The organism is Kitasatospora sp. NRRL B-11411 (genome assembly GCF_000721345.1).
GTDB lineage: Bacteria > Actinomycetota > Actinomycetes > Streptomycetales > Streptomycetaceae > Kitasatospora > Kitasatospora cineracea.
In genome coordinates this window covers 108,557-134,197 of record NZ_JOGH01000001.1, presented here as the reverse complement: position 1 = coordinate 134,197, position 25,641 = coordinate 108,557, and the positions used below count along the sequence as shown (strand labels likewise).

The 25,641-nt window shown below is 74.6% G+C and carries 24 protein-coding genes; 11 read left to right on the top strand and 13 right to left on the bottom strand.

The genetic code is table 11. The features are described 5' to 3' along the window. Nucleotides 1-95 precede the first annotated feature (95 nt). Nucleotides 96-2,765, top strand: a complete 2,670-nt coding sequence (pcrA, locus tag IH44_RS0100620; RefSeq protein ID WP_030457358.1) for a DNA helicase PcrA — start codon at nucleotides 96-98, stop codon at nucleotides 2,763-2,765. 169 nt (nucleotides 2,766-2,934) lie between these two features. Then, a complete protein-coding gene (locus IH44_RS0100615) occupies nucleotides 2,935-3,339 on the top strand; it encodes a cobalamin B12-binding domain-containing protein (protein WP_030457357.1) in 405 nt (134 codons plus the stop codon). Nucleotides 3,340-3,441: 102 nt separating this feature from the next. On the opposite strand, the gene IH44_RS0100610 is transcribed toward IH44_RS0100615, so the two are convergent. The 7 genes from IH44_RS0100610 to IH44_RS0100580 all read right to left on the bottom strand — a co-directional run bounded on the left by IH44_RS0100610 (nucleotide 3,442) and on the right by IH44_RS0100580 (nucleotide 9,326). Beyond that, the gene (locus IH44_RS0100610) at nucleotides 3,442-5,019 is read right to left on the bottom strand and encodes a DUF5691 domain-containing protein (RefSeq protein WP_030457356.1); all 1,578 of its coding nucleotides are present in this window, start codon (nucleotides 5,017-5,019) and stop codon (nucleotides 3,442-3,444) included. Further along, the gene (locus IH44_RS49025; RefSeq protein WP_255358029.1) at nucleotides 5,016-5,150 is read right to left on the bottom strand and encodes a hypothetical protein; all 135 of its coding nucleotides are present in this window, start codon (nucleotides 5,148-5,150) and stop codon (nucleotides 5,016-5,018) included. The genes IH44_RS0100610 and IH44_RS49025 overlap by 4 nt, the downstream gene beginning before the upstream one ends. 200 nt (nucleotides 5,151-5,350) lie before the next feature. Beyond that, nucleotides 5,351-6,664 carry an SWIM zinc finger family protein gene (locus IH44_RS0100600; RefSeq protein ID WP_030457355.1) on the bottom strand — a complete coding sequence of 438 codons (1,314 nt, stop codon included), beginning with the start codon at nucleotides 6,662-6,664 and terminating at the stop codon, nucleotides 5,351-5,353. Nucleotides 6,665-6,729: 65 nt separating this feature from the next. Beyond that, nucleotides 6,730-7,260, bottom strand: a complete 531-nt coding sequence (locus tag IH44_RS0100595) for an SUKH-4 family immunity protein (RefSeq protein WP_030457354.1) — start codon at nucleotides 7,258-7,260, stop codon at nucleotides 6,730-6,732. A gap of 43 nt (nucleotides 7,261-7,303) precedes the next feature. Further along, complete coding sequence (locus tag IH44_RS0100590) at nucleotides 7,304-7,867, bottom strand: SMI1/KNR4 family protein (RefSeq protein WP_157852044.1); 564 nt, start codon at nucleotides 7,865-7,867, stop codon at nucleotides 7,304-7,306. Continuing rightward, nucleotides 7,852-8,649 carry a hypothetical protein gene (locus IH44_RS0100585; protein WP_030457352.1) on the bottom strand — a complete coding sequence of 266 codons (798 nt, stop codon included), beginning with the start codon at nucleotides 8,647-8,649 and terminating at the stop codon, nucleotides 7,852-7,854. The genes IH44_RS0100590 and IH44_RS0100585 overlap by 16 nt, the downstream gene beginning before the upstream one ends. Beyond that, nucleotides 8,646-9,326: a hypothetical protein gene (locus tag IH44_RS0100580; RefSeq protein ID WP_030457351.1), complete on the bottom strand. Its 681-nt coding sequence runs from the start codon at nucleotides 9,324-9,326 to the stop codon at nucleotides 8,646-8,648. Before IH44_RS0100580 ends, IH44_RS0100585 begins: the two co-directional genes overlap by 4 nt. Nucleotides 9,327-9,580: 254 nt before the next feature. On the opposite strand from IH44_RS0100580, the gene IH44_RS0100575 reads away from it, so the two are divergent. The 5 genes from IH44_RS0100575 (at nucleotide 9,581) to sucD (ending at nucleotide 16,778) form a co-directional block, all read left to right on the top strand. Further along, nucleotides 9,581-10,678 (top strand): AAA family ATPase, encoded by a 1,098-nt coding sequence (locus IH44_RS0100575; protein ID WP_030457350.1) that lies wholly within the window; start codon nucleotides 9,581-9,583, stop codon nucleotides 10,676-10,678. 11 nt (nucleotides 10,679-10,689) lie between these two features. Next, complete coding sequence (locus IH44_RS0100570) at nucleotides 10,690-13,137, top strand: DUF5682 family protein (RefSeq protein ID WP_030457349.1); 2,448 nt, start codon at nucleotides 10,690-10,692, stop codon at nucleotides 13,135-13,137. An 80-nt stretch (nucleotides 13,138-13,217) separates the two neighbouring features. Further along, nucleotides 13,218-14,351 carry a VWA domain-containing protein gene (locus tag IH44_RS0100565; RefSeq protein ID WP_030457348.1) on the top strand — a complete coding sequence of 378 codons (1,134 nt, stop codon included), beginning with the start codon at nucleotides 13,218-13,220 and terminating at the stop codon, nucleotides 14,349-14,351. A 344-nt stretch (nucleotides 14,352-14,695) separates the two neighbouring features. Then, nucleotides 14,696-15,868: an ADP-forming succinate--CoA ligase subunit beta gene (gene sucC, locus IH44_RS0100560; RefSeq protein WP_030457347.1), complete on the top strand. Its 1,173-nt coding sequence runs from the start codon at nucleotides 14,696-14,698 to the stop codon at nucleotides 15,866-15,868. Between the two features lie 19 nt (nucleotides 15,869-15,887). Beyond that, on the top strand, nucleotides 15,888-16,778 hold the full coding sequence (gene sucD / locus IH44_RS0100555) for a succinate--CoA ligase subunit alpha (protein WP_030457346.1): 891 nt from the start codon (nucleotides 15,888-15,890) through the stop codon (nucleotides 16,776-16,778). A gap of 122 nt (nucleotides 16,779-16,900) precedes the next feature. On the opposite strand, the gene IH44_RS42285 is transcribed toward sucD, so the two are convergent. Then, nucleotides 16,901-18,403, bottom strand: coding sequence for a LuxR C-terminal-related transcriptional regulator (locus IH44_RS42285; RefSeq protein WP_051816398.1), 1,503 nt, complete (start codon nucleotides 18,401-18,403; stop codon nucleotides 16,901-16,903). Nucleotides 18,404-18,529: 126 nt separating this feature from the next. Between IH44_RS42285 and IH44_RS0100545 the strand changes: the two genes are divergently transcribed. Next, nucleotides 18,530-19,801: a DUF6350 family protein gene (locus IH44_RS0100545; RefSeq protein WP_030457344.1), complete on the top strand. Its 1,272-nt coding sequence runs from the start codon at nucleotides 18,530-18,532 to the stop codon at nucleotides 19,799-19,801. Nucleotides 19,802-19,965: 164 nt separating this feature from the next. On the opposite strand, the gene IH44_RS0100540 is transcribed toward IH44_RS0100545, so the two are convergent. Next, nucleotides 19,966-20,706, bottom strand: coding sequence for an ABC transporter permease (locus IH44_RS0100540; protein WP_030457343.1), 741 nt, complete (start codon nucleotides 20,704-20,706; stop codon nucleotides 19,966-19,968). Further along, a complete protein-coding gene (locus IH44_RS0100535) occupies nucleotides 20,703-21,611 on the bottom strand; it encodes an ATP-binding cassette domain-containing protein (protein ID WP_030457342.1) in 909 nt (302 codons plus the stop codon). The genes IH44_RS0100540 and IH44_RS0100535 overlap by 4 nt, the downstream gene beginning before the upstream one ends. 188 nt (nucleotides 21,612-21,799) lie before the next feature. On the opposite strand from IH44_RS0100535, the gene IH44_RS0100530 reads away from it, so the two are divergent. Beyond that, entirely contained in the window at nucleotides 21,800-22,945 is a 1,146-nt protein-coding gene (locus IH44_RS0100530; RefSeq protein ID WP_030457341.1) for a sensor histidine kinase, read from the top strand. Further along, nucleotides 22,942-23,619 carry a response regulator transcription factor gene (locus tag IH44_RS0100525; protein ID WP_030457340.1) on the top strand — a complete coding sequence of 226 codons (678 nt, stop codon included), beginning with the start codon at nucleotides 22,942-22,944 and terminating at the stop codon, nucleotides 23,617-23,619. The genes IH44_RS0100530 and IH44_RS0100525 overlap by 4 nt, the downstream gene beginning before the upstream one ends. Here the strand turns inward: IH44_RS0100525 and IH44_RS0100520 are convergent. From IH44_RS0100520 to IH44_RS0100510, 3 genes are read right to left on the bottom strand one after another with little or no spacing between them, the layout of a single operon-like run. After that, the gene (locus tag IH44_RS0100520; RefSeq protein WP_157852043.1) at nucleotides 23,571-23,963 is read right to left on the bottom strand and encodes a hypothetical protein; all 393 of its coding nucleotides are present in this window, start codon (nucleotides 23,961-23,963) and stop codon (nucleotides 23,571-23,573) included. The two genes, IH44_RS0100525 and IH44_RS0100520, sit on opposite strands and share 49 nt — an antisense overlap. Then, nucleotides 23,960-24,244: a hypothetical protein gene (locus IH44_RS0100515; protein WP_030457338.1), complete on the bottom strand. Its 285-nt coding sequence runs from the start codon at nucleotides 24,242-24,244 to the stop codon at nucleotides 23,960-23,962. The genes IH44_RS0100520 and IH44_RS0100515 overlap by 4 nt, the downstream gene beginning before the upstream one ends. Nucleotides 24,245-24,285: 41 nt before the next feature. Next, a complete protein-coding gene (locus IH44_RS0100510; protein WP_030457337.1) occupies nucleotides 24,286-24,498 on the bottom strand; it encodes a hypothetical protein in 213 nt (70 codons plus the stop codon). Between the two features lie 107 nt (nucleotides 24,499-24,605). On the opposite strand from IH44_RS0100510, the gene IH44_RS0100505 reads away from it, so the two are divergent. Then, entirely contained in the window at nucleotides 24,606-25,628 is a 1,023-nt protein-coding gene (locus IH44_RS0100505; RefSeq protein WP_051816397.1) for a Scr1 family TA system antitoxin-like transcriptional regulator, read from the top strand. Nucleotides 25,629-25,641 lie beyond the last annotated feature (13 nt).

The window sequence follows — 25,641 nt, the reverse complement described above, 5'->3', positions numbered from 1 at the left end:
CCTGCGGCGCCGGGCCGCCGGAACCCGCGGTCCCCGCGGCCCCGTTCGGGGAAGCGGCCTGGGATGTCGGCGGCGGGTCATAGACTCGAAGGGCCATGAGTAGCCTCTTCGATGACCTCCCGCTCCCCGGCTTCGAGCGTCCCGCCGTCGGGTCGAGCCCCCGCCCCGCAGCGCCGCAGGCGCCGCTGCCGCAGTGGTCGGAGGAGGAGGCACCGCCCGCCGACGAACCGCCCTACGAGCCGTACGACGCCGGCCCCTACGACGAGCCGTACGGGGAGGACATCCCCGACGGGCTGTTCGCCACCGACCACGCCGCCGAGGCCGAGCGCGACGCCTGGCACCGCAACGGCGCGGCCCGCACCGTGGTCGACCCGGCGCAGCTGCTGGAGGGCATGAACGACCCGCAGCGCGAGGCCGTGCTGCACGCCGGGTCGCCGCTGCTGATCGTGGCCGGCGCCGGCTCCGGCAAGACCCGGGTGCTCACCCACCGGATCGCCCACCTGCTGGCCGCCCGCGGCGTGCAGCCCGGCGAGATCCTGGCGATCACCTTCACCAACAAGGCCGCCGGCGAGATGCGCGAGCGCGTCGAGGCGCTGGTCGGCCCGCGCGCCAAGGCGATGTGGGTCTCCACCTTCCACAGCGCGTGCGTGCGGATCCTGCGCCGCGAGGCCAAGCAGCTGGGCATGAACTCCAGCTTCTCGATCTACGACTCGGCGGACTCGCAGCGCCTGATGTCCCTGGTCTGCCGGGACCTCGACCTCGACCCCAAGCAGTTCCCGCCGAAGTCCTTCACCGCCAAGGTCAGCAACCTCAAGAACGAGCTGATCGACGAGGAGACGTACGCCGACCAGGCCGCCAACCCGATGGAGAAGAAGCTCGCCGAGGCGTACTTCCTCTACCAGCGGCGGCTGCGCGAGGCCAACGCCCTCGACTTCGACGACATCATCATGACCACCGTCAACCTGCTGCAGGCGTTCCCCGACGTCGCCGAGCACTACCGGCGCCGGTTCCGGCACATCCTGGTCGACGAGTACCAGGACACCAACCACGCCCAGTACACGCTGGTGCGCGAGCTCTCCGGCGGCTCCGCGGGGCAGGCGCCCCGGATGACGGCCGACGGCGACTACGTGAACCCCGCCGACGCGCAGCTCGCGCAGATCCCGCCCGCCGAGCTGTGCGTGGTCGGCGACGCCGACCAGTCGATCTACGCCTTCCGCGGCGCGACCATCCGCAACATCCTCCAGTTCGAGGAGGACTACCCGAACGCGACGACGATCCTGCTGGAGCAGAACTACCGCTCCACCCAGACCATCCTCACCGCCGCCAACTCGGTCATCGAACGCAACACCAACCGCCGCAAGAAGAACCTGTGGACGGCCGGCGACCAGGGCGAGCAGGTCGTCGGCTACGTCGCCGACGACGAGCACGGCGAGGCCCAGTTCATCGCCGAGGAGATCGACCGGCTCACCGACGCCGGCCACGCCCGCCCCGGCGACGTGGCGATCTTCTACCGCACCAACGCCCAGTCCCGGGTCTTCGAAGAGGTGTTCATCCGGGTCGGCCTGCCCTACAAGGTCGTCGGCGGCGTGCGCTTCTACGAGCGCAAGGAGGTCAAGGACGTCCTGGCCTACCTGCGGGTGCTCTCCAACCCCGAGGACACCGTCCCGCTGCGCCGCATCCTCAACGTCCCCAAGCGCGGCATCGGCGAGCGCGCCGAGGCGATGATCGACGCGCTCGCCTCCCGCGAGCGGATCTCCTTCGCCGCCGCGCTGCGCCGGGTCGACGAGGCGTACGGGATGGCCGCGCGCTCCGCCAACGCCGTGAAGAAGTTCAACGAACTGCTGGCCGGGCTGCGCCAGGTCGTCGAGTCCGGCGCCGGACCGGCCGCCGTGCTGGAGGCCGTGCTGGAGGAGACCGGCTACCTCGCCGAACTGCAGTCCTCCACCGACCCGCAGGACGAGACCCGGGTGGAGAACCTCCAGGAGCTCGCCTCGGTCGCCCTCGAGTACGAGAAGGACCCGGGGGAGCGCCCCGAGGGCGACGAGGGCCCGCCGGTCGGCTCGCTCGCCGACTTCCTGGAGCGGGTCGCGCTGGTCGCCGACTCGGACCAGATCCCGGATGCGAAGCAGTCCGGGACATCAGAAGGAAGCCCGGACGACGAGGACGGGGCCGGGGTCATCACGATGATGACCCTGCACACCGCCAAGGGCCTGGAGTTCCCCGTCGTCTTCCTCACTGGCATGGAGGACGGGATCTTCCCGCACATGCGGGCCCTCAACCAGGCCAAGGAACTGGAGGAGGAGCGCCGCCTCGCCTACGTCGGCCTCACCCGGGCCCGGCAGCGGCTCTACCTGACCCGCTCGGTGCTGCGCAGCGCCTGGGGCCAGCCCTCCTACAACCCGGCCTCGCGCTTCCTGGAGGAGATCCCGGAGAAGCTGATCGAGTGGAAGCGCACCGGCGCCGCCGCGGTGCCGGTCTCGCGCGGCTACTCGTCCTCGGGCTCGTCCGGCTCGGGCTCCTCGCGGGGCTCCGGCTCCTCGGCGGCCGCCTCGCCGAAGGCCGGCTGGGGCAGGTCCGCCCGGACGGTCACCGACCGGGAGGTCGTCGCGCTCGCCGTCGGCGACCGGGTCAGCCACGACAGCTTCGGCCTCGGCACCGTCGTCGCCACCCAGGGCGTCGGCGACAAGGCCCGCGCCACGGTCGACTTCGGCTCCGCCGGGCGCAAGGAACTGCTGCTGCGCTACGCCCCCGTCGAGAAGCTCTGACGGGCCGGGCGGCCCCGCACGCTGTGATTTTGCCCTCCTCTCGGCAGGTGGGGAAGGACGGCGGCCCCGCCGGGCCGCTACCCTCCCCTCAGATCTGTTAAAAGTGGTTAACACCGAGCCCGCGGCCGAGAGCGGCCGGGTGGTGGACAACGTGGTCCAGGAGGCAGTCATGGTGGTGTCGGGGCCGATCCGAGTCGTGGTCGCCAAGCCCGGACTCGACGGGCACGACCGGGGAGCCAAGGTCATCGCGCGCGCCCTGCGCGACGCCGGCATGGAGGTCATCTACACCGGCCTCCACCAGACCCCCGAGCAGATCGTCGACACGGCGATCCAGGAGGACGCCGACGGCATCGGCCTGTCCATCCTCTCCGGCGCGCACATGACCCTCTGCGCCAAGGTGATCGAGCTGCTCAAGGAGCGCGACGCCGCCGACATCAAGGTCTTCTGCGGCGGGATCATCCCGGACGCCGACATCACCGAGCTGAAGGCCCTCGGCGTCGCCGACATCTTCACCCCGGGCACCTCCACCCAGGACGTGGTCAGCTGGGTCGAGTCCAACCTGCGCTCCGCGTAGCGGACCGGACGGGCAGCACGGCAGGGGCCGGGAGCGGAAACACCGCTTCCGGCCCCTGCGGCGTCCGGGTCTGGTCGCGTCCGGGTCTGGTCGAGTTCGGGCCTAGTCGAGTTCGGCGAGCATCGCCTGGCGGAAGCGGAGGGTGCCGGCGAGGCGGGTGAAGGTGTCGGACCAGGCGGTGTCGGGGGAGGTGTCGGCGGCGAGGGCCTCCACGGCGGGGGCGGTCTCGGGGGCGAGGGCGCGTTCGGTCATGCCGAGGACGCCGCTGTGGCTCCAGGGGTAGGAGCCGAGTTCGGCGGCGCGCTTGAGGGCGGCGACGACGGCGGTGGAGAGCGGGGGCGTCCACGGGGTGGCGCAGGCGCCGAGGAGTTGGAAGGCGTCGCCGAGGCCGTGGGTCTGGACGAACGCGGCCGTCCAGGCGGCGCGTTCGGCGGGCGGCAGGACGGCGAGCAGCTTGGCGGGGGCGCCCGGCGCGCGGGTGTCGCGGCCGGGGCGGGGCGGGGTGCCGAGCAGGGCGCGGGCCCAGGCGGCGTCCTGCTGCCGGACGGCGGCCCGGGCCCAGGCCTCGCGCAGGTCCTCGGCCCACTCGGCGCCGCCGCCGTCGGGCGAGTCGGTGGTGGGCAGGGCGAGCAGCTGCTCGGGGGTGCGGCCGGTGTCGGCCGTCCAGCCGGCGAGCGGCGCCCCGGCGACGACCTCGCCGAACCACCAGGCGCGCTCGCCGCGCCCGGTGGGGGACTTCACGGGTATGCCGTCGCGCTGCATGGCGGCGTCGCAGGCGGCGGGCGGGGTGATGTGCAGCCGGTCGCCGTCGGGCCGGACGGCGCTCCGGGCGCGGGCGGCCATCCGGGCGGCCAGGGCGGAGCCGGGCAGGGTGGAGAGCAGTTCCGCGGCGGTGGCCCGGACGTTCTTGGAGCGGTCGGAGAGCGCGGCCTCCAGGAACTCCTCGTCGGCGGCGGAGAGCCCGTCCTGGAGGGCGTCCAGGAAGAGCACCCGGTCCTCGGCCCGCTCGGTGCTCCAGGTGGAGGCGAGCAGGGCCAGCCCGGCGGCCGGGTCGGTGCGGCGCAGCCGGGTGAGGTGGGTGACGCGTTCCGCGAACAGCCCTTCCTGCCAGAGGAGTTCACCGGGCTGGTCGAGGGCGTCCTGGTCGCCGGCGGTGCGGGTGACGTACTTCCAGTCGGGGTTGTGCGGGGCCAGCCAGCGGCCGAGCGGGCCGGCCAGGGTGACGGCGTCGGAGCGGAGTTCGGAGCGGGCCCGGCCGGTGTCCAGCAGGGCCGGGACGAGGGCGGGCGGCAGCCGGTAGCCGCGGGTGCGGGCGGCGGTCAGCCACTGCGGGAGGAGTTCGGAGAGGTTGGCGGTGGTGCCGTGGCCGCTGCGGGTGCCGAGCAGGACGGCCAGTCGGCGGGCGGCGGCCTCGGGCAGCGCGGGCCGGGGGTCGGCGGGGGCGGGCTCGGGGGTGTCGACGGCGGGCGCGGGCAGCGCGCCGGCCCGGCGGCGGACGGCGGCGACGGCGGCCAGGTCGAGCAGCGCGCCGGCCGGGTCGGCCCGGTCGACGGCGGCGGACAGCGGGGTGCGGGCCTCGGGCAGCGGGCGGCGGTCGGTGCCGAGCAGGGCGGCGCCCTGCAGGTCGGCCCAGTCGTCGGAGCCGGTTGGGCCGGTGCCGGTGAGGGGGGAGGCGGTCATGCCCGGACTCCGTTCGGCCGGTGGGTGATGGTGCGGTGGCGGCGGCCCCAGCCGCTGGCCAGGGCGGCGCGGCGGGCGGCGTGGTGCAGGGTGATGCGTCGGACGGCGGTGCGCTGCCGGGTGCGGGTCATGGTTTCCTCCGGTCGACGGTGGCGGTGCGTCAGGGGGCGCCGGGGAGCGTCCCGTTCCGTCGGGGGGTGGGCTTGCGGTGCGGGGAGCGTGGGTGACGGCGCGTCAGGGCGTGCCGGGCTGACCCGGCGGCCGACGGCTCGTCAGCGGGGTTGCGTGCGGGTTGGGTTGGGGCGTGGTGGGTCCGGGGCGGCGGCGCCGGTCAGCCGAGGGCGACCGGCCGGTGGTCGGCGTCCCAGGCGGTGACCGGGGCGAAGCCGTGGTGGCCGCACTCGCCGAACAGGGTGACGGGGTGGCCGGCGGAGACCGCGGCGAGCCGCCACAGGGCGGGCTCGGGCAGGGCGCCGCGGCGCACCGGCAGGGTGTGGGTGCCGTCGGTGAGCTGCCAGCCGTCCGGGGTGCGGACCGGCACCACGTCGGCCAGCACGGCCGGCCAGCTGTCCAGCCACGGGTCCTCGGCGACGGCGGCGCCGTACTCGGCGAGCGCCGCGGCGGGCGACAGGCCGGCCGGCGCGGCGGCCGGGGCGGGCTCGGGGCTGCCGTAGCGGGTGCCGAGGACGGCGCGCAGCGGGCGGGCGCCGGGGTGGTAGGCCAGGTCGGCCTCCAGCAGGCGGCCGGTGGGCAGGGCGAGGTCCGGGGCCTGGCCGGGGCGGCCGAAGGCGAGCAGGAGGGCCTGCCGTCCGGTCTTCGCGCCGCGCAGCCAGACCCGGCGGGTGGTCAGCCGGTCGTCGGCGGTGTCCCGGCTGCCCAGGACGTGCCAGCGGTCCCGGACGGTCGGGCCGGCGAGCAGCTCGGCGGTGTCGGTGGTGAAGCCGACCCGGGTGCGGACGGTCGCCGCGAGGGCCTGGGGCAGGGTGTCGATCCGGCCGTAGGCGCCGGCCAGCAGGTGCAGCATCGCGTACTCCTCCAGCAGTTCGTCCTGCGGGGCCCCGGCCAGCGCCCGGACCCGGGAGGCCAGGCCGGGGGCCTGGGCGTCGACCATCCGGGCGGCGACCTCCTCCCAGGCGCCGGCCGGCTGCGGGTCGGCCAGGCCGCGGCGGACGCCGTCGGCGAGTCGCAGCCGCAGCTCGCGGGCGCCGCCGGCGACCCGGGCGGAGCGCTTCCCGGCCCGCTTGCGGGCGGCCTCCGGGTCCGCGTCGGCGGCCCTGGCCTGCTGCTTGGCGGCCTTGTCGGCGGCGGCCCGGCCGCGGCCGTCCAGCCACTCCTGCACCCAGTCCGGCGGGGTGGCCCCGTCGGCGACCGCCCCGGGCCCGGCGGCCCACAGCAGGAGCAGCCCGAGGGCGTGCTTGCACGGGAACTTCCGGCTCGGGCAACTGCACTTGTACGCGGGCGTCCCGAGCTCCACCGCCGTCCGGTAGGGCGTGCTGCCGCTGCCCTTGCACAGGCCCCACAGCGCGCCGCCGCCGGTGCCGGTGGCCGACCACGGGGCGGGCCCGGAGAGCTTGCCCGCGGCCTTCAGGGAAGCCGGGTCGGGCGCCAGCGAAAGGACGTGTTCGGTGCTCCAGCGTTCCTCCATGGCACCGACGATAGGGGGACCCACTGACAACCCCTCAGGGCGCTGGCGGGGCCCTGGCGGGCGTCCTAGTCGGTGAGGGCGCCGAACACCATGTTCCACCAGCTGTCCGGGGCGGCGAAGGCGTACGGGTCGCGGGCGGCGAGGTACTCGCGGAGCTTGGCGGTGTACTCGTCCGCCTGCCGGTCGGACACCCCGGCGACGTGCTTGAGGCGCAGCGCGTACCGGTAGAGGAACTCGACGAAGGAGGCCAGGTCCCGGTTCACGATCTCGGCGGTGGGCTCCTCGCCGAGGCCGAGCAGGATCACGTACCCGTTGTCGAGGTCCAGGCAGTAGCGCATCAGGTCGGCGTCGGTGGGGCCGCCGAGGGCCAGCACGGTGACGCCGTCGTCCCCGGCGCTGATCGGCACCAGGGTGTACGCGAGCGGGTCGCCCTTCACCTTGGCCGTGAACAGCACGTCGACGAAGACCGGCACGCCGACCTCCGCGAGCAGGCGGGCGTCCTCCTCCGGGATGCCGTTGGCGAGGGCCTCCTCCAGGGGCATCCGGACGATGCCGTCGGGGCTGAACAGCTCGGCGAGTTCGGCGTATGTGGCCACGTCAGGTCTCCAGTGTCGTCGCGGTGCGGTGGGCCGGTCGCCGTCAGGCGGGGACGCGGCCGGCGGCCTGCAGCAGGCGCCACCAGTCGTCCCAGTCGAGGTCGCGGTCCTCCTCGTCCTGGGCCTTGGACAGGACGAGTTCGGGGTACCGGGGCCCCGCGACCCACTCGGACAGGAACCCGTCGAGATCGTCGGCGATCCGGAGCAGGTCGGACCCCTGGTACCAGAGGCCGCCGGGCTCGGAGCGGGCGACCCAGACGCTGCCGTCCCTGGTGTCGAACAGCAGCGGCTCCTCGCCGACGAAGCCGATGTTCAGGTAGTCCTCCGGGTTCGTGGCACCGGTGGCATTGGCCAGCGTCTCCGGGCCCTGGAAGTACCAGATCTCCGCAGCGGAGTGGATGGACGCCTGCACGCCGAAGCGGATCCCGTTGCTCAGCGCCAGCAGCCGGCGCACGTCCGCCGGCAGCTCGTCTGACAGTTCCTCGGCCGGAGCGCCTTCGTGGAACCTGACGGACGGGAGGTCGGGGTTCTCGTCCCGGACCCGTGCCAGCTCCGGAACGAGCTGCTCCATGGTCTCCCCGCTCGGCACCGCTACCACCATTTCCATTTGACCTTGATCTTGATCGGGGTCCCGACCGGGACTTTGTGCTTCACCAGATCGTTGGTGATCTGCTGCGTCCCGACGTCCCAGTTGGTCGGGCCGTGCAGCATCCGGAGATTCTTCCACGAGTCGAGACCGCCCAGTTGGAGCTCGTTGACGTGGTCGGCCTGCATGGCCTCGACCCGGTCCATGATCGCCTTGTAGTCGGGCGAGCCCTTGTGGTTGTCGTGCAGGACCTTGACCAGGGCGCTCTTGTAGCGCTGGGTCATGCCGTCCGCACGGTCCACCTTCGGCGCGTTGAAGAGCTTGCCCTGCTTGCCGAGCCGCTGCAGGGCCATGGCCTTCTGCAGGAACTCCAGCCGGGGCATGCCGTGCTTCCACTCCAGCGTGATGGTGTGCGGCTTCAGGGCGGGATTGGGGCCGTGGTGCTCGGGGCCCTGCTTCTTGCGGATCTCCTCGGCGTTCGACTCCACCTTGAGGAGGCTCTTGAGGGCCTTCTCCAGGTCCGCCTCGTTCTCCTTGTGGTTGAGGGAGGTCCGCTCCAGGCCCTTGGACATGTTCTGCAGGTGCTCGTGCAGTTGGCCCTCCGCCTTGCGGATGAGGTCCAGGATCCTGGTCGAGCCGTTGGACACCGCGGTGGCCAGCGGGTCCGTGCCGTGGTGCTTGAGCAGCTGTTTGTGGGCCTGCGCGCTGTGCGGGCCGGCCGCGCCGTGCAGGCGTTCGGCGTGCTGCATCAGGCGGCGGGCCATTCGGTCGGTCTCGCCGTAGTTGTGGCGGATCTCGCTCACTGCCGGGCCTCCCCGCCGGTCACCGCGGAGCCGAGCTGCGACTGCTTCGCCCCGTCCAGGCCGGAGCGGCCGACGGAGCCCCAGTCGACGCCCTGCTTCATGCCGAGGGCGTTCTCGCCGAGTTGCAGCACCAGGTCGCCGGCCATGTTGGACAGCGCGTTGAGGACGGGCTCCTCGACGACTGAGAGCAGCTGCTGGACGATCTGCTGCTCGGCCTCCTTGAGCAGGCGGCGGACGATCAGCCGGGTCGCCTGGGTGGCGCCCAGCGCCCCGGCCTCGGAGAGGCCGAAGGTGAACGGCGCGGCGGCCTGGGCGGCGATCACCTCGACGGCCAGGGCGACGAGTTGGGCGACCGCGGCGATCTTGGCGCCGGTGATCACCAGGGCGGCGCCGTCCAGTGCGGTGGCGAGCAGCCGGCCGGCCTCGCCGAGGCCCTCCAGGTGCTTGCCCGCCACCGAGGTCCAGTGGTTGTTGAAGGCGTCGCTGGCCGGGCCGACGTTCTCCGAGACCAGGCGGGCGACGGCGGCGATGGTGTCGGTGCGCCCCTCGTCGACCTCCTCGGCGAACGCCCGCATGCTGTCGGCGATCTCGCGGAACTCGTCCTCGTCCACGTTCGGCCAGTTGACGCCGATGAGGTCGAGGACCCAGGCGACCTCGTCGGGCAGGACCACTCCCATGACACGCACCCCCCGAGCGCTAATCAGTCCATCGGACGATATGGCCCGTCCGCCGCGGGGGGCAAGGAAGTTGGCGGACCGGCGGACCGGCGGCCGCGGCTCCGGTTGTCAGTGGCGGGGGGCAGAGTGGAACTCGCACGGGGCGAACGGGAGTTCTCCCGCCCAGGTCAGCGCCCGTGCCGCCCGTCCCTCTCGCGCCCGCTGCGCGCACCGTTCTGATGACCCGTGAGATCCCCGTGAGATCGGAGCAGTCGATGACCACCGAGACGACCAGCGAGGTCCTGCGGCAGCACGCCGAGGACGCGTTCGCTGAGGAGCTGGCCGCCCTCGCCCGGCACGACGACCGGACCAGGCCGGAGCGCTGGCGGCTCTCACCGTGGGCGGTCGCCACCTACCTGCTGGGCGGCGAGCTCGCCGACGGCACGGTGATCACGCCGAAGTACATCGGGCCGCGCCGGGTGATCGAGGTCGCCGTGACCACGCTGGCCACCGACCGGGCGCTGCTGCTGCTCGGCGTGCCCGGCACCGCCAAGACCTGGGTCTCCGAGCACCTCGCCGCGGCGATCTCCGGCGATTCGACGCTGCTGGTCCAGGGCACCGCCGGCACCCCCGAGGAGGCCGTCCGCTACGGCTGGAACTACGCCCAGCTGCTGGCCCACGGCCCCAGCGAGGACGCGCTGGTGCCCTCCCCGCTGATGCGCGCCATGCGGCACGGGCAGATCGCCCGGGTCGAGGAGCTCACCCGCATCCCGGCGGACGTGCAGGACAGCCTGATCACCATCCTGTCCGAGAAGACCCTCCCCGTCCCGGAGCTGGGCTCCGAGGTGCAGGCGGTGCGCGGCTTCAACGTGATCGCCACCGCCAACGACCGCGACCGCGGCGTCAACGAGCTGTCCTCCGCGCTGCGCCGCCGCTTCAACACCGTGGTGCTGCCGCTGCCCGGCACCCTGGAGGAGGAGGTGGAGATCGTCACCCGCCGGGTCGGCCAGCTCGGCCGCTCGCTCGACCTTCCCGAACTGCCGGGCGGCGCCGAGGAGATCCGCCGGGTGGTGACGGTCTTCCGCGAGCTGCGGGCCGGACTGACGGCCGACGGCCGGACGAAGGTGAAGACCCCCAGCGGCACGCTCTCCACCGCCGAGGCGATCTCGGTGGTCACCAACGGCCTCGCGCTGGCCGCGCACTTCGGCGACGGCGTGCTGCGCGCGGGCGACGTCGCGGACGGCATCGTCGGCGCGGTGGTCCGCGACCCGGTCGCCGACCGCCAGGTGTGGCGCGAGTACGTGGAGGGCGTGGTCCGCGACCGCGACGGCTGGAAGGACTTCTACCGGGCCGCCCGGGAGGTCTCCGCGTGAGTGCCGAGGCCATGAGCGCCAAGGCGGCGGGCGCGGAGACGGCGGGCGCCAGGGCGGCGGGCGCGGAGGTGACGCTGCTCGGGGTGCGCCACCACGGCCCCGGCTCGGCCCGTGCGGTGGCCGCCGCGCTGGCCGCCCTGCAGCCCGACGCGGTGCTGATCGAGGGCCCGCCGGAGGCCGACGGGCTGGTCGCGGCCGCCGCCGAGAAGGAGATGGTGCCGCCGGTCGCGCTGCTCGCCCACGTCGCCGACGACCCGGCGCGGGCCGCGTTCTGGCCGTTCGCCGAGTTCTCGCCCGAATGGGTGGCGCTGCGGCACGCGCTGGACGCCGGCGTGCCCGTCCGGTTCATCGACCTGCCCGCCGCGCAGAGCCTCGCGCTCGGCCCGCGCGGCGCCGAGGACGCACACGGTGAGGACGCACAGGGCGGGGCCGCGCCCGGCGAAGGCGACCCAACCGTTACCGGGAACGGCGACACCTCCGGCGGCGACGGCGCGTCAGAAGAAGGGGAGGGGTCGGGAGTGCCGGGGGGCACTTCCGGGCCCGCGCCCGTCGACCCGATCGCCGAACTCGCCGCCGCCGCCGGCCACCCCGACCCGGAGTCCTGGTGGGAGGACGCGGTCGAGCACCGCACCCCCGACGGCGACCCCCTGGCCCCGTTCGCCGCCCTCGCCGAGGCGATGGCCGCGCTGCGCGAGCACCACCCCGCCGAGCGGCGCGACCTGGTCCGCGAGGCCGCCATGCGCCAGCAGGTCCGGGCCGCCCGCCGGGCCGGGCACCGGCGGATCGCCGTGGTCTGCGGCGCCTGGCACGTCCCGGCGCTCGCCGCGATGCCCACCGTCGCGCACGACCGGGCCCTGCTCGCCGAGCTGCCCAAGAAGCTCAAGGTCGAGCTGACCTGGGTGCCGTGGACGCACCGCCGGCTGTCCCAGCACACCGGCTACGGCGCGGGCATCGACTCGCCCGGCTGGTACCACCACCTGTTCACCTCCCCCGAGCAGCCGGTCGCCCGCTGGATGACCAAGGTCGCCGAACTGCTCCGCGCCGAGGACCACCCGGTCTCCTCCGCGCACGTCATCGAGGCGGTCCGGCTCGCCGACACCCTCGCCGCGGTGCGCGGCCGCCCGCTGCCCGGCCTCACCGAGACCCTGGACGCGGTGCGCGCCGTGATGTGCGACGGCTCGGACGTCGCGCTCGCCCTGGTGCACCGGCGCCTGGTGGTCGGCGACGCGCTCGGCGAGGTCCCCGACTCGGTGCCCGCCGTCCCGCTCCAGCGCGACCTCACCCGCCTGCAGCGCACCCTGCGGCTCAAGCCCGAGGCCGAACCCCGGGACCTCGTCCTCGACCTGCGCAAGGACCTCGACGGCGAACGCTCCCGGCTGCTGCACCGGCTGCGGCTGCTCGGCCTGCACTGGGGCCGCCCGTCCCGGGACGGCGTCAACTCCACCGGCACCTTCCGGGAGACCTGGCAGCTGTGCTGGGAGCCGGAGTTCTCGGTCCGGCTGGTCGAGGCCGGCCAGTGGGGCACCACCGTGCGCTCCGCCGCCACCGGCAAGGCCGTCGCCGACGCCGCGAACGCCGAACTCACCGCCCTGACCGCGCTCGCCGAGCAGTGCCTGCTGGCCGACCTGCCCGACGCGCTGCCCGAGGTGATGCGGGCCCTCGCCGACCGCGCCGCGCTCGACACCGACGCCGGGCACCTGGCCGCCGCGCTCCCCGCCCTGGTCCGCACCCTGCGCTACGGCGACGTCCGGGCCACCGACACCAGCGCCCTCACCGCCGTCGCGCACGGCCTCGCCGAACGCCTCAGCCTCGCCCTGCCCGCCGCCTGCACCGGCCTCGACGCGGACGGCGCGGCCGCCCGCCGCACCGAACTCGACGCCGTCCACCAGGCGATCGCCCTGCTCGGCGGCGACACCGCCGAACGCTGGGCCGGCACGCTGGCCGCCCTCGCCGCCCGCGAACCGCACGGCGGCCCCGCCACAGGCGTCCCCGGCCTGCTGCGCGGCCGCGCCGTGCGACTGCTGCTGGACGACGGACGGCTCGACGCGGAGGAGGCCGGCCGGCGGCTCGGCCTGGTGCTCTCCACCGCCTCCGAACCGGCCGACGCGGGCGGCTGGGTCGAGGGCTTCGTCTCCGGCGGCGGCGCGCTGCTGCTGCACGACCCGACGCTGCTCGGCCTGCTCGACGCCTGGCTCTGCGGGGTGCCGGCCGACGCCTTCACCGACCTGCTGCCGGTGCTGCGCCGGACCTTCTCCTCGCTGGAGACGGGCGTCCGCCACACCATCGGCTCCCGGGTCGCGGCCGGCCCGCTCACGGCTCCCGCGGGGGGCTCCGCCCCGAGCGCCCCGCTCGACGAGGAGCGCGCCGACGCGACCACGGAGGTGCTGGCCCTCCTGCTGGGCGTGCACGTCCCGCAGCCGCGCATCCCGCGCCAGACGGACCGCCGGGCCACGGCCTGACCTCCCCCTCCCTCTCCCCCTTCCGCTTCGCGCAGTTCCCCGCGCCCCTGACGGGGCGCGGGAGTTAAGGAGTGATTCGAATGACTGTCCGTCAGGACGACGAGCGGATGCGGCGCTGGCGGCTGGTGCTGGGCAGCGACGGGGACGGCACGGGGGTGCGGCTGACCGGGCGGGACGCGGCGATGGACGGGGCGCTGGGGGCGCTGTACCGGGAGGACGGGAAGCGGTCGGCGGGGCTCGGGGGGTCGGCGCCGAAGGTGGCGCGCTGGCTGGGGGACATCCGGGAGTACTTCCCGACCAGCGTGGTGCGGCTGATGCAGCAGGACGCCATCTCCCGCCTCGGCCTGGACCGGCTGCTGCTGGAGCCGGAGATGCTGGCCGCCGTCGAGCCGGACGTGCACCTGGTGGGGACGCTGCTGTCGCTGAAGCACGCGCTGCCGGAGACCACCCGGGAGACGGCCCGGACGGTGGTCGGCAAGGTGGTGGCGGAGCTGGAGCGCCGGCTCGCCGACAAGACCCGTTCGACGGTCGGCGGGGCGCTGGACCGCAGCGCCCGGGTGAACCGCCCCCGGCACCGGGACATCGACTGGGACCGCACCATCCGGGCCAACCTGTCGAAGTACCTGCCCGAGTACCGCACGGTCGTCCCGGAGCGGCTGGTCGGCTACGCGCGGGCCCAGCGGGCGGTGAAGAAGGACGTCATCCTGTGCATCGACCAGTCCGGGTCGATGGCGCCGTCGGTGGTGCACTCGGCGGTGTTCGGCGCGGTGCTGGCGTCGATGCCGAGCCTGGACACCCGGCTGGTGGTGTTCGACACCTCGGTGGTCGACCTGACCGAGCAGCTGAGCGACCCGGTGGACGTGCTGTTCGCCACCCAGCTGGGCGGCGGCACCGACATCAACCGGGCGCTGGCGTACTGCCAGTCGAAGATCAGCCGCCCGTCCGAGACGATCGTGGTGCTGATCAGCGACCTGTACGAGGGCGGGATCCGCGACGAGATGCTGAAGCGGGTCGCGGCGATGAAGGCCGCGGGGGTGCAGTTCATCGCGCTGCTGGCGCTGTCCGACGAGGGCGCCCCGGCGTACGACCACGCGCACGCGCAGGCGCTGGCGGAGCTGGGCGCCCCGGCGTTCGCCTGCACGCCGGACGCGTTCCCGGAGATCATGGCGGCGGCGATCGAGAAGCGTCCGCTGCCGGTGCCCGACCGGGGGTGAGCGGAACGGTCCGGGGCCGGTCAAGGGGTGCGGCGCCCACTCGTCCGGGTGAAGCGGTGGTGGGCCTCACCGCTGCGCGCCCCCGCTGGTGAGGGGCCCGGACCGGGGCGGTTGTGACGGTTCTCACCAAGGCGGACCCGGCCCCGGGCGAAACACGCCGGTCGTCCGGGGATAACCTGCCATGCGGACGTGACGCGCGTGTTGATTGACGATGCGCCCGGCAACTGCGTGGGCCGCAAGGCCGTACATCTGCGTACCCGCTCAGTGTCGACGACCCGCAGCGAAGATCCTGCCGTGGCACGCTCGTAGAGACACATTCCGCGACCACGAACAAGGACAAACACGTGGACCTGTTCGAGTACCAGGCGAGGGACCTCTTCGCCAAGCACGGCGTACCCGTGCTTGACGGCGATGTCATCGAGACCGCCGCAGACGCTGCCGCCATCGCGGAGCGCTTCGGCGGCCGAGCCGTCGTCAAGGCTCAGGTGAAGGTGGGTGGCCGAGGCAAGGCCGGTGGCGTGAAGCTCGCGTCCGACCCGCAGGACGCCGTGGCCAAGGCCGAGGCGATCCTCGGCATGGACATCAAGGGCCACACCGTCCACAAGGTGATGCTGGCCCAGACCGCGGACATCAAGGAGGAGTACTACGTCTCCTTCCTGCTCGACCGCACCAACCGCACCTTCCTGGCGATGGCCAGCGTCGAGGGCGGCGTGGAGATCGAGGTCGTGGCCGAGGAGAACCCGGACGCGCTGGCCAAGATCCCGGTCGACGCGAACGAGGGCGTGACTCCGGAGAAGGCCGCCGAGATCGTCGCCGCCGCGAAGTTCCCGGCCGAGATCGCCGACCAGGTCGCCGACGTCCTGCAGAAGCTCTGGGTGGTCTTCGTCAAGGAGGACGCCCTCCTGGTCGAGGTCAACCCGCTGATCAAGTCCGGCGACGGCAAGATCATCGCCCTGGACGGCAAGGTCTCCCTGGACGAGAACGCCGAGTTCCGCCAGCCCGAGCACGAGGCCCTCGAGGACAAGGCCGCCGCCAACCCGCTGGAGGCGGCGGCGAAGGCCAAGGGCCTGAACTACGTCAAGCTCGACGGCCAGGTCGGCATCATCGGCAACGGCGCGGGCCTCGTCATGAGCACCCTGGACGTCGTCGCGTACGCCGGTGAGAACCACGGCGGCGTGAAGCCGGCCAACTTCCTCGACATCGGCGGCGGCGCGTCCGCCGAGGTGATGGCGAACGGCCTGGAGATCATCCTGGGCGACACCGACGTCAAGTCGGTCTTCGTCAACGTCTTCGGCGGCATCACCGCCTGTGACGCGGTCGCCAACGGCATCGTGCAGGCCCTCGCGCTCCTGGAGAGCAAGGGCGAGGCCGTCACCAAGCCGCTGGTCGTCCGCCTGGACGGCAACAACGCGGAGCTCGGTCGCCAGATCCTGACCGACGCCAACCACCCGCTGGTCGAGCAGGTGGACACCATGGACGGCGCCGCTGACCGCGCCGCCGAGCTGGCCAACAAGTAAGGAAGGGGACTTCAACACCATGGCTATCTTCCTTACCAAGGACAGCAAGGTCATCGTCCAGGGCATGACCGGCTCCGAGGGCATGAAGCACACGCGCCGCATGCTCGCCTCCGGCACCCAGATCGTCGGCGGCGTGAACCCGCGCAAGGCCGGCACCACCGTGGACGTGGACGGCACCGAGGTGCCCGTGTTCGGCACCGTGGTCGAGGCGATCGAGAAGACCGGTGCCGACGTCACCGTCATCTTCGTCCCGCCGGCGTTCACCAAGTCCGCCGTGATCGAGGCCATCGACGCCGAGATCGGCCTCGCCGTGGTCATCACCGAGGGCGTGCCGGTGCACGACACCGCCGCGTTCTGGGCCCACGCCGGCGCCAAGGGCAACAAGACCCGCATCATCGGCCCGAACTGCCCCGGCCTGATCAGCCCCGGACAGTCCAACGCGGGCATCATCCCGGCCAACATCACCGGCTCGGGCAAGATCGGTCTGGTGTCGAAGTCCGGCACCCTGACCTACCAGCTCATGTACGAGCTCCGTGACCTCGGCTTCTCCTCCGCGGTGGGCATCGGTGGCGACCCCGTCATCGGCACCACCCACATCGACGCCCTCAAGGCGTTCCAGGAGGACCCGGAGACCGAGCTCATCGTCATGATCGGCGAGATCGGCGGCGACGCCGAGGAGCGGGCCGCGGCCTACATCGCCGAGCACGTCACCAAGCCGGTCGTCGGCTACGTCGCGGGCTTCACCGCGCCCGAGGGCAAGACCATGGGCCACGCCGGCGCCATCGTCTCCGGCTCCTCCGGCACCGCCCAGGCGAAGAAGGAGGCCCTCGAGGCCGCCGGCGTCAAGGTCGGCAAGACGCCGTCCGAGACCGCCCGCCTGGCCCGCGAGCTGATCGCAGCCGCGAAGTAAGCAGTGGCAGGTAGCAGGTAGCAGGTAGCAGGTAGCAGTACGGCGGAGGCGCCGCGCACCGTTCGTGACGGTGGGCGGCGCCTCCGGCGTTCCCGGGTCCGGCCGGGTCCGGCCGACCCCGGTCAGGGCGTGCGCGGCGGGGCGCAGTGCTCGACCGGGCCGCACGGGCCCGCCAGCGGGGGCGGGAGCGGGCGGCGCTCCGGCGGGGGCGGGGCGAACAGCGGGCGGCGGGCCGCGAACGGTCCGGGCGGCAGCGCGTCCGGGCCTGGCAGGTCCGCGGCGGCGGCCGGGGCCAGCGGCGGCGGCAGCGGGCCGACCGGGCCGCCGGCCACCCGGACCGGGACCCCGGGCGTCGGCCCGCACCACGGCGTCCGCAGCCCCGGCGCGCCGCCCGGGGCCGCCGGGCCGGCGCTGCCCGAACCGGCCGAGGTGCAGGCCGTCTGCCGCACCGGCTCCGGCCGGGCCGGCCCGGACGGGCCCACCCCCAGCAGGGTGGCCGCGATCGCCCCGCCCACCACGGCCGTCAGCGCCGCCGCCGCGCCCGTCACCAGGCCGGTGTGCAGCCGGCTGTCCGCCACCAGCCGCGCCGTGGACGGCAGCCGCGGGCCCGGGCAGCCGTGCACCGCCGCCCGGTGCAGCAACTCCGCCAGCCGCTCCGCGAACCCCGGCTCCTCCGGGTCCGCGCCGACCAGCGCCGGCACCTCCCGGGCCAGCGCGGCCCGGGCCGCCCGCACCCGGCCCGCGGCGGCCGCCGTGCTCGACTCCACCTCCACCGCGACCCGCTCCACCGGTAGGCCCAGCGTGTCGTGCAGCACCAGCGCCCGCCGCCGCGGCCGAGACAGCCGCAGCAGGGCCTTCACCAGCGCCCGGTCACGACGGGTCAGCTTCTGCGGCGGCTCGGGCGGTTCGGGCGCGCCCGCCGCGCCGACCGCGATCCGGCGCCGCGGCCACCGCAGCAGGTGCGCCCGCCGCGGGCCGCCCCGGTGCCAGGGCGACAGCGCCAGGTCGAACGCCGCCCCGCGCACCCGCCCCTCCGGGTCGGGGTCCGCCGCCACCTCCGCCCACCGGCGGGCGGCCGCGCCCAGCGCCAGGTGCACGCAGTGCACGGCGCGGTGGCGGTGGCCGGTCAGCAGGAAGGTCTGCTGGACCAGGCGGGTGTGCACCCGGGCGGCGAACTCGTCGAAGGTGGCGGGGGCGGGCTCGGCCGCGGGCCCGGCAGCGGGCTCGGCGGCGGGCGCGTCGGCGGGCGCGTCCGGGCGCGGGGGGCCGACGAACTCGGCGGCGGCGGAATCGGATGACGGTGCGTCAGGCGCGTCAGGCGCGTCAGGCGCGGGGGGTTGGGGTGCCTGGGGTGCTTCCGGGGCGAGGGTGGCGAGCAGCGCGAGGGCCTCCTCGCGGTCGCGGACGCCGAGTTTGCGGATCGCCCGGTTGAGGTGGTTGCGGGCGGTGCTGGGGGCGACGCCCAGGTGCCGGGCCGTCGCGCGCAGGTCGTCGCCGGCGGCCAGCCGGGCCAGGGCCTGGGCCTCGTGCGGGGCGAGGCGGCGGAGCAGGAGTTCGGCGTCCTCGCGGGCCCTGGGCGAGGTTCCGGTGGTCGGCTCGGGCTCGGCGGTCGAGGGCGAGGTCACCGGTCTCCTCCGTGGCGTCCGGGGCAGGTCCGTGCCGGAAAAAGGCACATGTACTGATAATCCGGGACACGGCGAAGGTTCGCCCGTTGACACCCCTCAACGGGTGGCCTTGGCAGCATGAGGGCCATGACGCAGCTGATGGGCCGTCCGATCCTGGGCCTGCCGAGCGACTTGGACAGCCGCTCCACCCTCACCGACCTGCTCACCGGCGTCCGCACCGCGCTGCTCACCCTGTCCGTGGTCGCCGCTCCGGTGTTCGGCCTGTGGGTGCTGGCCCCGTACGGCGACGACACGGCGCAGGACGCCGCCCGGGCGGTCTTCGGGCTCTGGCTGCTCGGCCACGGCGCCCCCCTGGCCCGCGGCCCGCAGGACGCCCCGCTGACCGTCGCCCCGCTGCTGCTCACCGCCGTCACCGCCGTGCTGCTCTCCCGGGCCGGACACCGCCAGGCCCGGCGCGCCCGGGGGCGCGGATGGGTCCGCTGGCGCTCCCCGCTCACCGTGTACGCCGGGTACCTGCTGGTCGCGGCCCTCGCCGTCGCCCAGTGCGCCGACCCGCGGGCCCTGCTGCACTCCCGGGCGGTCGCCGACCTCGCCGCCGTCGCCCTGCTCGCCGCCGCCGGACTCGGCCACGGCCTGTGGTCCGGCCTCGGCCGACCCTGGGCCCTGCCCCGGCTGCCGCTGCCGCCCGCGTACTGGCCGGACGGCGCCGGGGCCGCCGTCGGACGGGCCCTGGCCGGCTGGCTGCTCGCGCTGACGGCCGGCGGCGGGGCGGTGTTCGCCGTCGCCGTGCTGCTCGGCTCCGCCGGACAGGACGCGCAGCGGCTCGGCGGCGGGGCGGCCGACTGGCTCGGACTGCTGCTGGCCTGCCTGCTACTGGTGCCCAACGGGCTTATCTGGGGCGCGAGTTACGCCCTCGGGGTGGGCTTCGCGGTCGGCACCGGCGGCCATGCCGGACCGCTCGGCACCCGGCTCGGCCCCGTCCCCGACTTCCCGCTGCTCACCCTGCTGCCCGCCGACCGCGGCCCCGACTGGCACCTGCTCGCCTGCGCCGCCCCGCTCGCCGCCGCGACCGCCACCGCCCTGCTGCTCGGCCGCGCCGCCACCCGCTGGACCCCGGCCCAGACCGCCGCCGTCGCCGCCGCCACCGCCCTCGCCGCCACCGGGCCCGGCCTGCTCGCCGGGTACGCCGCGGGCGGCGCGCTCGGCCCCGGACGGATGTCCGAACTCGGCCCGGTGCCCTGGCAGTTCGCCCTCGCCCAGAGCGCCTGGCTGCTCGCCGTGGCGCTCCCCGGGGCGCTGCTGCACCGCTGGTGGCTCGGCCGCCACGGCGACGGCGTGGGCCCGGTGATCAGGGCCCGGGTCGGGGCGTACCGGCTGGTGTGCCGCCTCGCCGCGTAGGCGGGGGTGGGAGGGCACAGGCAGGGGCGCGGGGAACTGCGCGCAGCGGCAGGGGAGCGCCGGCGAGACCGCGACGACGACACCGGCTTGCTGCCACCTCGCGATCTTGCTGTGCGTGCGTGGCCGGTCGAAGGCGGCGCGTCGAAGGCGGCGCCCGGTGCTGCTCACGCGTCCTTGCGGCGCAGGGTGCGCAGGCCGGCGAGGACTGCCGCCGCCGTCCAGGCGGCCATCAGGAGCAGGCCGGTGGTGTGGCCGTAGTGGATGCCCGGGGTGTCGTCGAGGCGCAGGGCGTACTGGCCGGCCCGGTCCGGGAGGAACTGGGCGGCTTCCCGGACGCCCGGGATGCCGGCCAGGACGGTGGTGCCGAGGAAGACGGCGGGCGGGAGCAGGCCGAGTGCCGCGGTCTGGTTGCGCAGCGCGGTGGTGAGCGCCAGGCACAGGACGAGCAGCAGCGGGTGGTAGAGGACTCCCGCGGCCAGCGCCCGGGCGGTGCCGGGGACGGTCGGGTCCAGGCCCACCGTGCCGATGGTGGCGGCCAGTTGGGCGCCGACGGCGGCCAGGCCGACGGCCAGGCCCAGGCCCGCGCCGAGCAGGAGCTTGGCGCGGTAGAACCGGAGCCGGTCCGGGACGGCGGCGAGCGAGGTGGCCAGCGTCCCGGAGGCGTACTCCTGGCCGATCAGCAGGACGCCCAGGCAGGCGACCGCGACCTGGCCGAAGTTCAGCCCGTAGAACAGGCCCTCCATCGGGTCGTCCCGCAGCGAGTCGTCCGAGTGCCCGTACGCGGCCTGGACGGCCGTGGTGATCCCGGCGCTGAGCGCCACCGCGAGCAGCGGGGCCGCCCGGAGCGGGCGCAGGGTGGCGAACTTCGCCCACTCGGCGCGCAGCGGGCGGGTGCGGGCGCTCATGCCGCCACCGCCCGGTACTCGACGGCGTCCGCGGTCATCCGCATGAAGGCCTCCTCCAGGGAGTCGTGGGTGACGGAGAGTTCGACCAGGGCGACCCGGTGCTCGGCGGCCAGCGCGCCCAGCCGGCCCGGGTCGGCGTCCGGGACGTCGAAGGCGCCGTCGCCGCTCGGCACCGCGTCCGGGTGGGCGGCGGACAGCAGCGCGGCCAGCGCGGCCGGGTCCACGGCGCGGACCCGGACCCGGCGGCGGCCGTGCACGGCGAGGAAGTCGGCGGTGGAGGTGTCGGCGAGCAGGCGGCCCCGGCCGATCACCACCAGGTGGTCGGCGGTCACCGCCATCTCCGCCATCAGGTGCGAGGAGACCAGCACCGCCCGGCCCTCGCCCGCGAGCCGGCGCAGCAGGCCCCGGATCCACCGGATGCCCTCCGCGTCCAGGCCGTTCACCGGTTCGTCCAGCAGCAGCGCGGCCGGGTCGCCGAGCAGCGCCGCCGCCACGCCCAGGCGCTGGCGCATGCCGAGCGAGAAGGTCCGGATCCGGCGGTCGGCGACCTCGGCCAGGCCGACCAGCGCCAGCACCTCCCGGACCCGGCGGGCCGGCAGCGCGTGCGAGGCGGCGATCCAGCGCAACTGCCCGGTGGCGGTCCGGCCCGGGTGCACCGCCTGCGCGTCCAGCAGTGCGCCGACCCGGTCCAGCGGCCGCTCCAGCGCGGCGTACGGCCGCCCGTCCACCAGCGCCGCCCCGGACGTCGGCCGGTCCAGGCCCAGCACCATCCGCAGCGTCGTCGACTTCCCCGCCCCGTTCGGCCCCAGGAAGCCGGTCACCCGCCCCGGTTCGACCCGGAACGCCAGGCCGTCGACCACCCGCCGCCCGTCGTACTCCTTGGTCAGGTCGCGGATCTCGATCACGGCAACTCCCTTCGTCCGGCTGCTGGTTCGAGTCAACCGCCCGGACCGGGCCCGCCGGATCCCGCCCGCGAGTGGTCCGCCTCCCTCCCGGGAGGGAGCCGCCGAGCGCCGTCCTTACAAGGCGGATCTCGGTGGCCGGGCCCGAGCGGAGCGGGGGTGCGGGCCGGAGGGTGCGGCAGGATGGCCGGATGGCCGCCCTGTTCGCTCCGTTGCTGCGTCCCGTGACGTACACCCGCTGGCTGCACCTGATGATCGGCACGGTGTTCGCCGGGGTGGTGCTGCTGGTGTACCCGGGGACGGAGGGGGTGTCGACGGGGCGCGCGGTGCTGTGGGGGGTGGTGCTGGACGTGCCGCTGCTGTGCCTGGCGGCGCTGGTGCCGGGGATGCGGCGCGGGGAGGGGGTGCAGGCGCGGCTGCTGCTGGGGCCCGTGCGGGAGGAGGAGATCGGGGTCGCGCCGTCGGCGGGCTGGGCGGACCGGGGGCGGACGGCGTGCTGGCTGGTGGCCCGGGTCGGGCTGGGGGTGGCGGTCGGGGCGGTGACGGTGGCGGCGGTCCGGGCGGTGGTGCACGCGCCGCTGCTGGCGCTGCCGGCCGTCCCCGGCCTGCTCTGGCTGACGGTGCTCGCCGGGAAGCTCCAACTCGCGCTCGCCGTAAGCCTGTTGGGTCCGTCGGGGGCGGAGCGGCTGGCGGCCGCCGAGGCCCGGGCGGAGCGGCTGCTGGAACGCAACCGGCTGGCCCGGGAGCTGCACGACTCGATCGGGCACGCCCTGACGGTGACGGTGGTGCAGGCGGGCGCGGCCCGCGAAGTGGCCGATCCGGCGTTCCGGGAACGGGCGTTGGAGGCGATCGAGACCACCGGGCGGCGGGCCCTGGACGACCTGGAACGGATGCTGGTGCTGCTGCGCGAGAGCCCGGACGCGACCGCCGCCGAGCGTCCCGGCCTGGACCGGGTCGGCGAACTGTTCGCCGCCGCCCGGTCGGCCGGCAGCCCCGTCGACGCCCAACTCGACGTCCGTGCGGCCGAGTTGCCCGGCGTGCTGTCCCGGGAGGCGTACCGGATCGTCCAGGAGGGCGTCACCAACGCGCTGCGGCACGCCCCGGGCGCACCGATCCGGGTCCGCGGCGCCGTCAGCGGCGGGGTGCTGGAACTGTCCTGCCGCAACGGCCTTGCGGTGAAGGGAAGTTCGCACCGCGGCGGCGGCAAGGGCCTGCGCGGGGTGCGGGAGCGGGCGGTGCTGCTCGGCGGCGACTGCGAGGCCGGCCCCGACGAGGCGGCCGAGGACGGGACGGCCTGGCTGCTGCGGGTGCGGCTGCCGCTACGGTTGGGCCGGTGACGGTGATCAAGGTGCTGCTGGTCGACGACGAGGAGCTGATCCGGTTCGGCCTGCGCGCCGTCCTGGACGCCCAGCCCGACCTCGAAGTGGTCGGCGAGGCCGCCGACGGCGCCGAGGCGCTCGGCCTGGTCCGCACGCTGCGCCCCGACGTGGTGCTGATGGACGTGCGGATGCCCGGCCTGGACGGCCTCGCCGCGACCCGGGCGATCCTGCGCGGCCCCGACCGCCCGCCGAAGATCCTGGTGGTCACCACCTTCGAGGCCGACGACTACGTGTACGAGGCGCTGCGTGCGGGCGCCGACGGCTTCCTGCTCAAGCGCTCCCGCCCGGCCGAGGTGGTGCAGGCGGTGCGCCTGGTCGCCGCGGGCGAGTCGCTGCTGTTCCCGGCCTCGATCCGCCGGCTGGCCGCCGCCCGGGCCGGCCGGGACCCGGCGGACGGCGGCGCGGTGGCCCGGGCCGGACTGACCGCCCGCGAGGGCGAGGTGCTGCGGCTGATGGCCCGCGGCCTGTCCAACGCCGAGATCGGCGACCGGCTGCACCTGGGCGTGCAGACCGTCAAGACGCACGTCAGCAGCCTGCTCGGCAAACTCGGCGCCCGGGACCGCACCCAGGCCGTGATCGCCGCCTACGAGTCGGGCTTCGTCACTCCGGAGTCGGGCTCCGAGCAGTCGTAGGACGGCGCGGCGGCCGAGCCCCTGCCCGAGCCTGAGTCCATGCCCGGGTCCGAGCCGGGGCACGGGCCGTGGCACGGCACCGGGCGCGGGTCGGGGCGCGGCGTGGGGTCGGCGCACAGCAGGCGGTCCCCGAGCAGGTGGTCGCAGTCGCCCCGCTTGATGGCGTGGCGCAGATCGGCCCACTCGTCGGGGTCCACGACCAGCACCTTCCGCGGATCGGTGGCCCGGGCGATGGCCACCCCGTGGCGGGAAGCCGCCAGCACCAGCCCGTCCAGGTCGTCGCTGACCGCGTGCCAGTCCAGCCCGGGAAGGCCGTGCGGGTAGTACTCCACCGGGTGCATCATCGCGCTCCCCCTTCCGGCCGCCGCGGGTCGATCTCGGTCCACAGGTGCTCCCACCGCTCGTTCCTGCCGTGCCCGAACCGGTCGCCCGCGCCGAGCACCCGGAGCACCGCCGCCGCCACGGCGGAGTCCGGGTGCTCCACCACCCGGGCGGTGATCCGGAACCCCCCGTCACCGGTGCCCTCGACCAGCGGCTGACGCCCGGTCAGCCGGTGCAGCGCGCCGCCGATCCAGCGGGCCCGCTCGCCGGCGTCCCCCGTCGGCGGGTCGGTCTGTGCTGACAACGCTTCTCCTTCCTCTCCTCGATCGGGTGAACCGGACGACGTCATCCGGTGCCGCCGCGGGCGTCCGGGACGGGACCGAGACCGTCCCGGTGGACGGGCACCTCCGTCCCGCCGCCGACCGGCCGCACCCACATCAGCCCGCACCACTCGCCCATGTACCGGACGACCTCCCCGGACTTCCGGTCGAGCACCAACTCGCCCACGGCGGAAGGCCGGTACGGCCCGACCGCCGGGGGTTCGTCCCCACCGCTCACTCTCTGCTCCGATCCTTCGGCGATGTGTCACCAGCATCGGCACCGGCGACTACGATCGGAAGCGGTTTCCATTCAACATCTCGGCACGTTGAAAAGAGGGAACGTCCGTGCGCATCAACGAACTTGACCCTTCGTCATCCCCGCTGGCGGCCTTCGGCTGGCAGATCCGTGAACGGCGGCGACGCGAGGGCCTCACCCAGGGCGAGCTGGGCCGGCTGGCGGGCTACACGGCGGCGTACGTGTCCCTGATCGAGAACGGGCGGCGACGCCCACCTGTTGAATTCATCCGGGCCCTGGACCGGGCGCTGGGCGCGGCGGGGGCACTGGAGGGCGCGTGGTGGATGCTGGGCCACACCGCGTTCCGCGGAGGTTTTCCGGAGTACGTCGGCCTTGAGGCGGTAGCCCGTCGCATTCGGGTGTGGGAAGTCGGAATTACGCCCAGCATTGCGCAGACCGAGGAGTTCGCGCGAGCGCTGGAATCCGGTTATGTGGAGCGGGGGTCGGTGACGCCCGAGCAGGCCGAAGAACGGATCGGCGTGCTGCTCGGCCGGCAGGCCCCGCTGCACCTGCCGGACCCGCCGGAGTTGCACCTGGTGCTCGACGAGAGCTGTATCCGCACGGTGGTCGGTTCGCCCGGAGTGACGGCACGGCAACTCGCTTGGCTGGCAGAGCTGTCGGCCCGCCCCAACGTGGTCCTCCAGGTCATGCCGTTCACCAGCGGGGCGAGACGCCCTTTCATGCATATGACCATTCTGCTGACGCTGGCTGACGGTGCCTCGGTCGGCTATACCGAGACGCACCAACGGGGTTATGTCGAACACGAAAGCGAAACCGTGACGGGATGGGTGGACGAGTATCATCGCCTGCAGATCGAAGCACTTTCCCCGGCTGACTCCCTCGCGCTGATCAGCAAGGCTCGGAAGGATCTGTGCAACATGCTCTCTGTCGACCAGGCCAAGGCCGGTTGGTTCAAGTCCAGTTACTCGGGGGGCGGTGGCGCGTGCGTCGAGGTCAGCACCGCCTACGCGGAGTCCCACGGCGTGGTGCTGGTCCGTGACAGCAAGGACCCGGACGGCTCGTACCTGACCCTGCCGGTCGCCGCGTGGAGCGCCTTCGCGGGCGCGGTCTGATTCGGTCGGACGG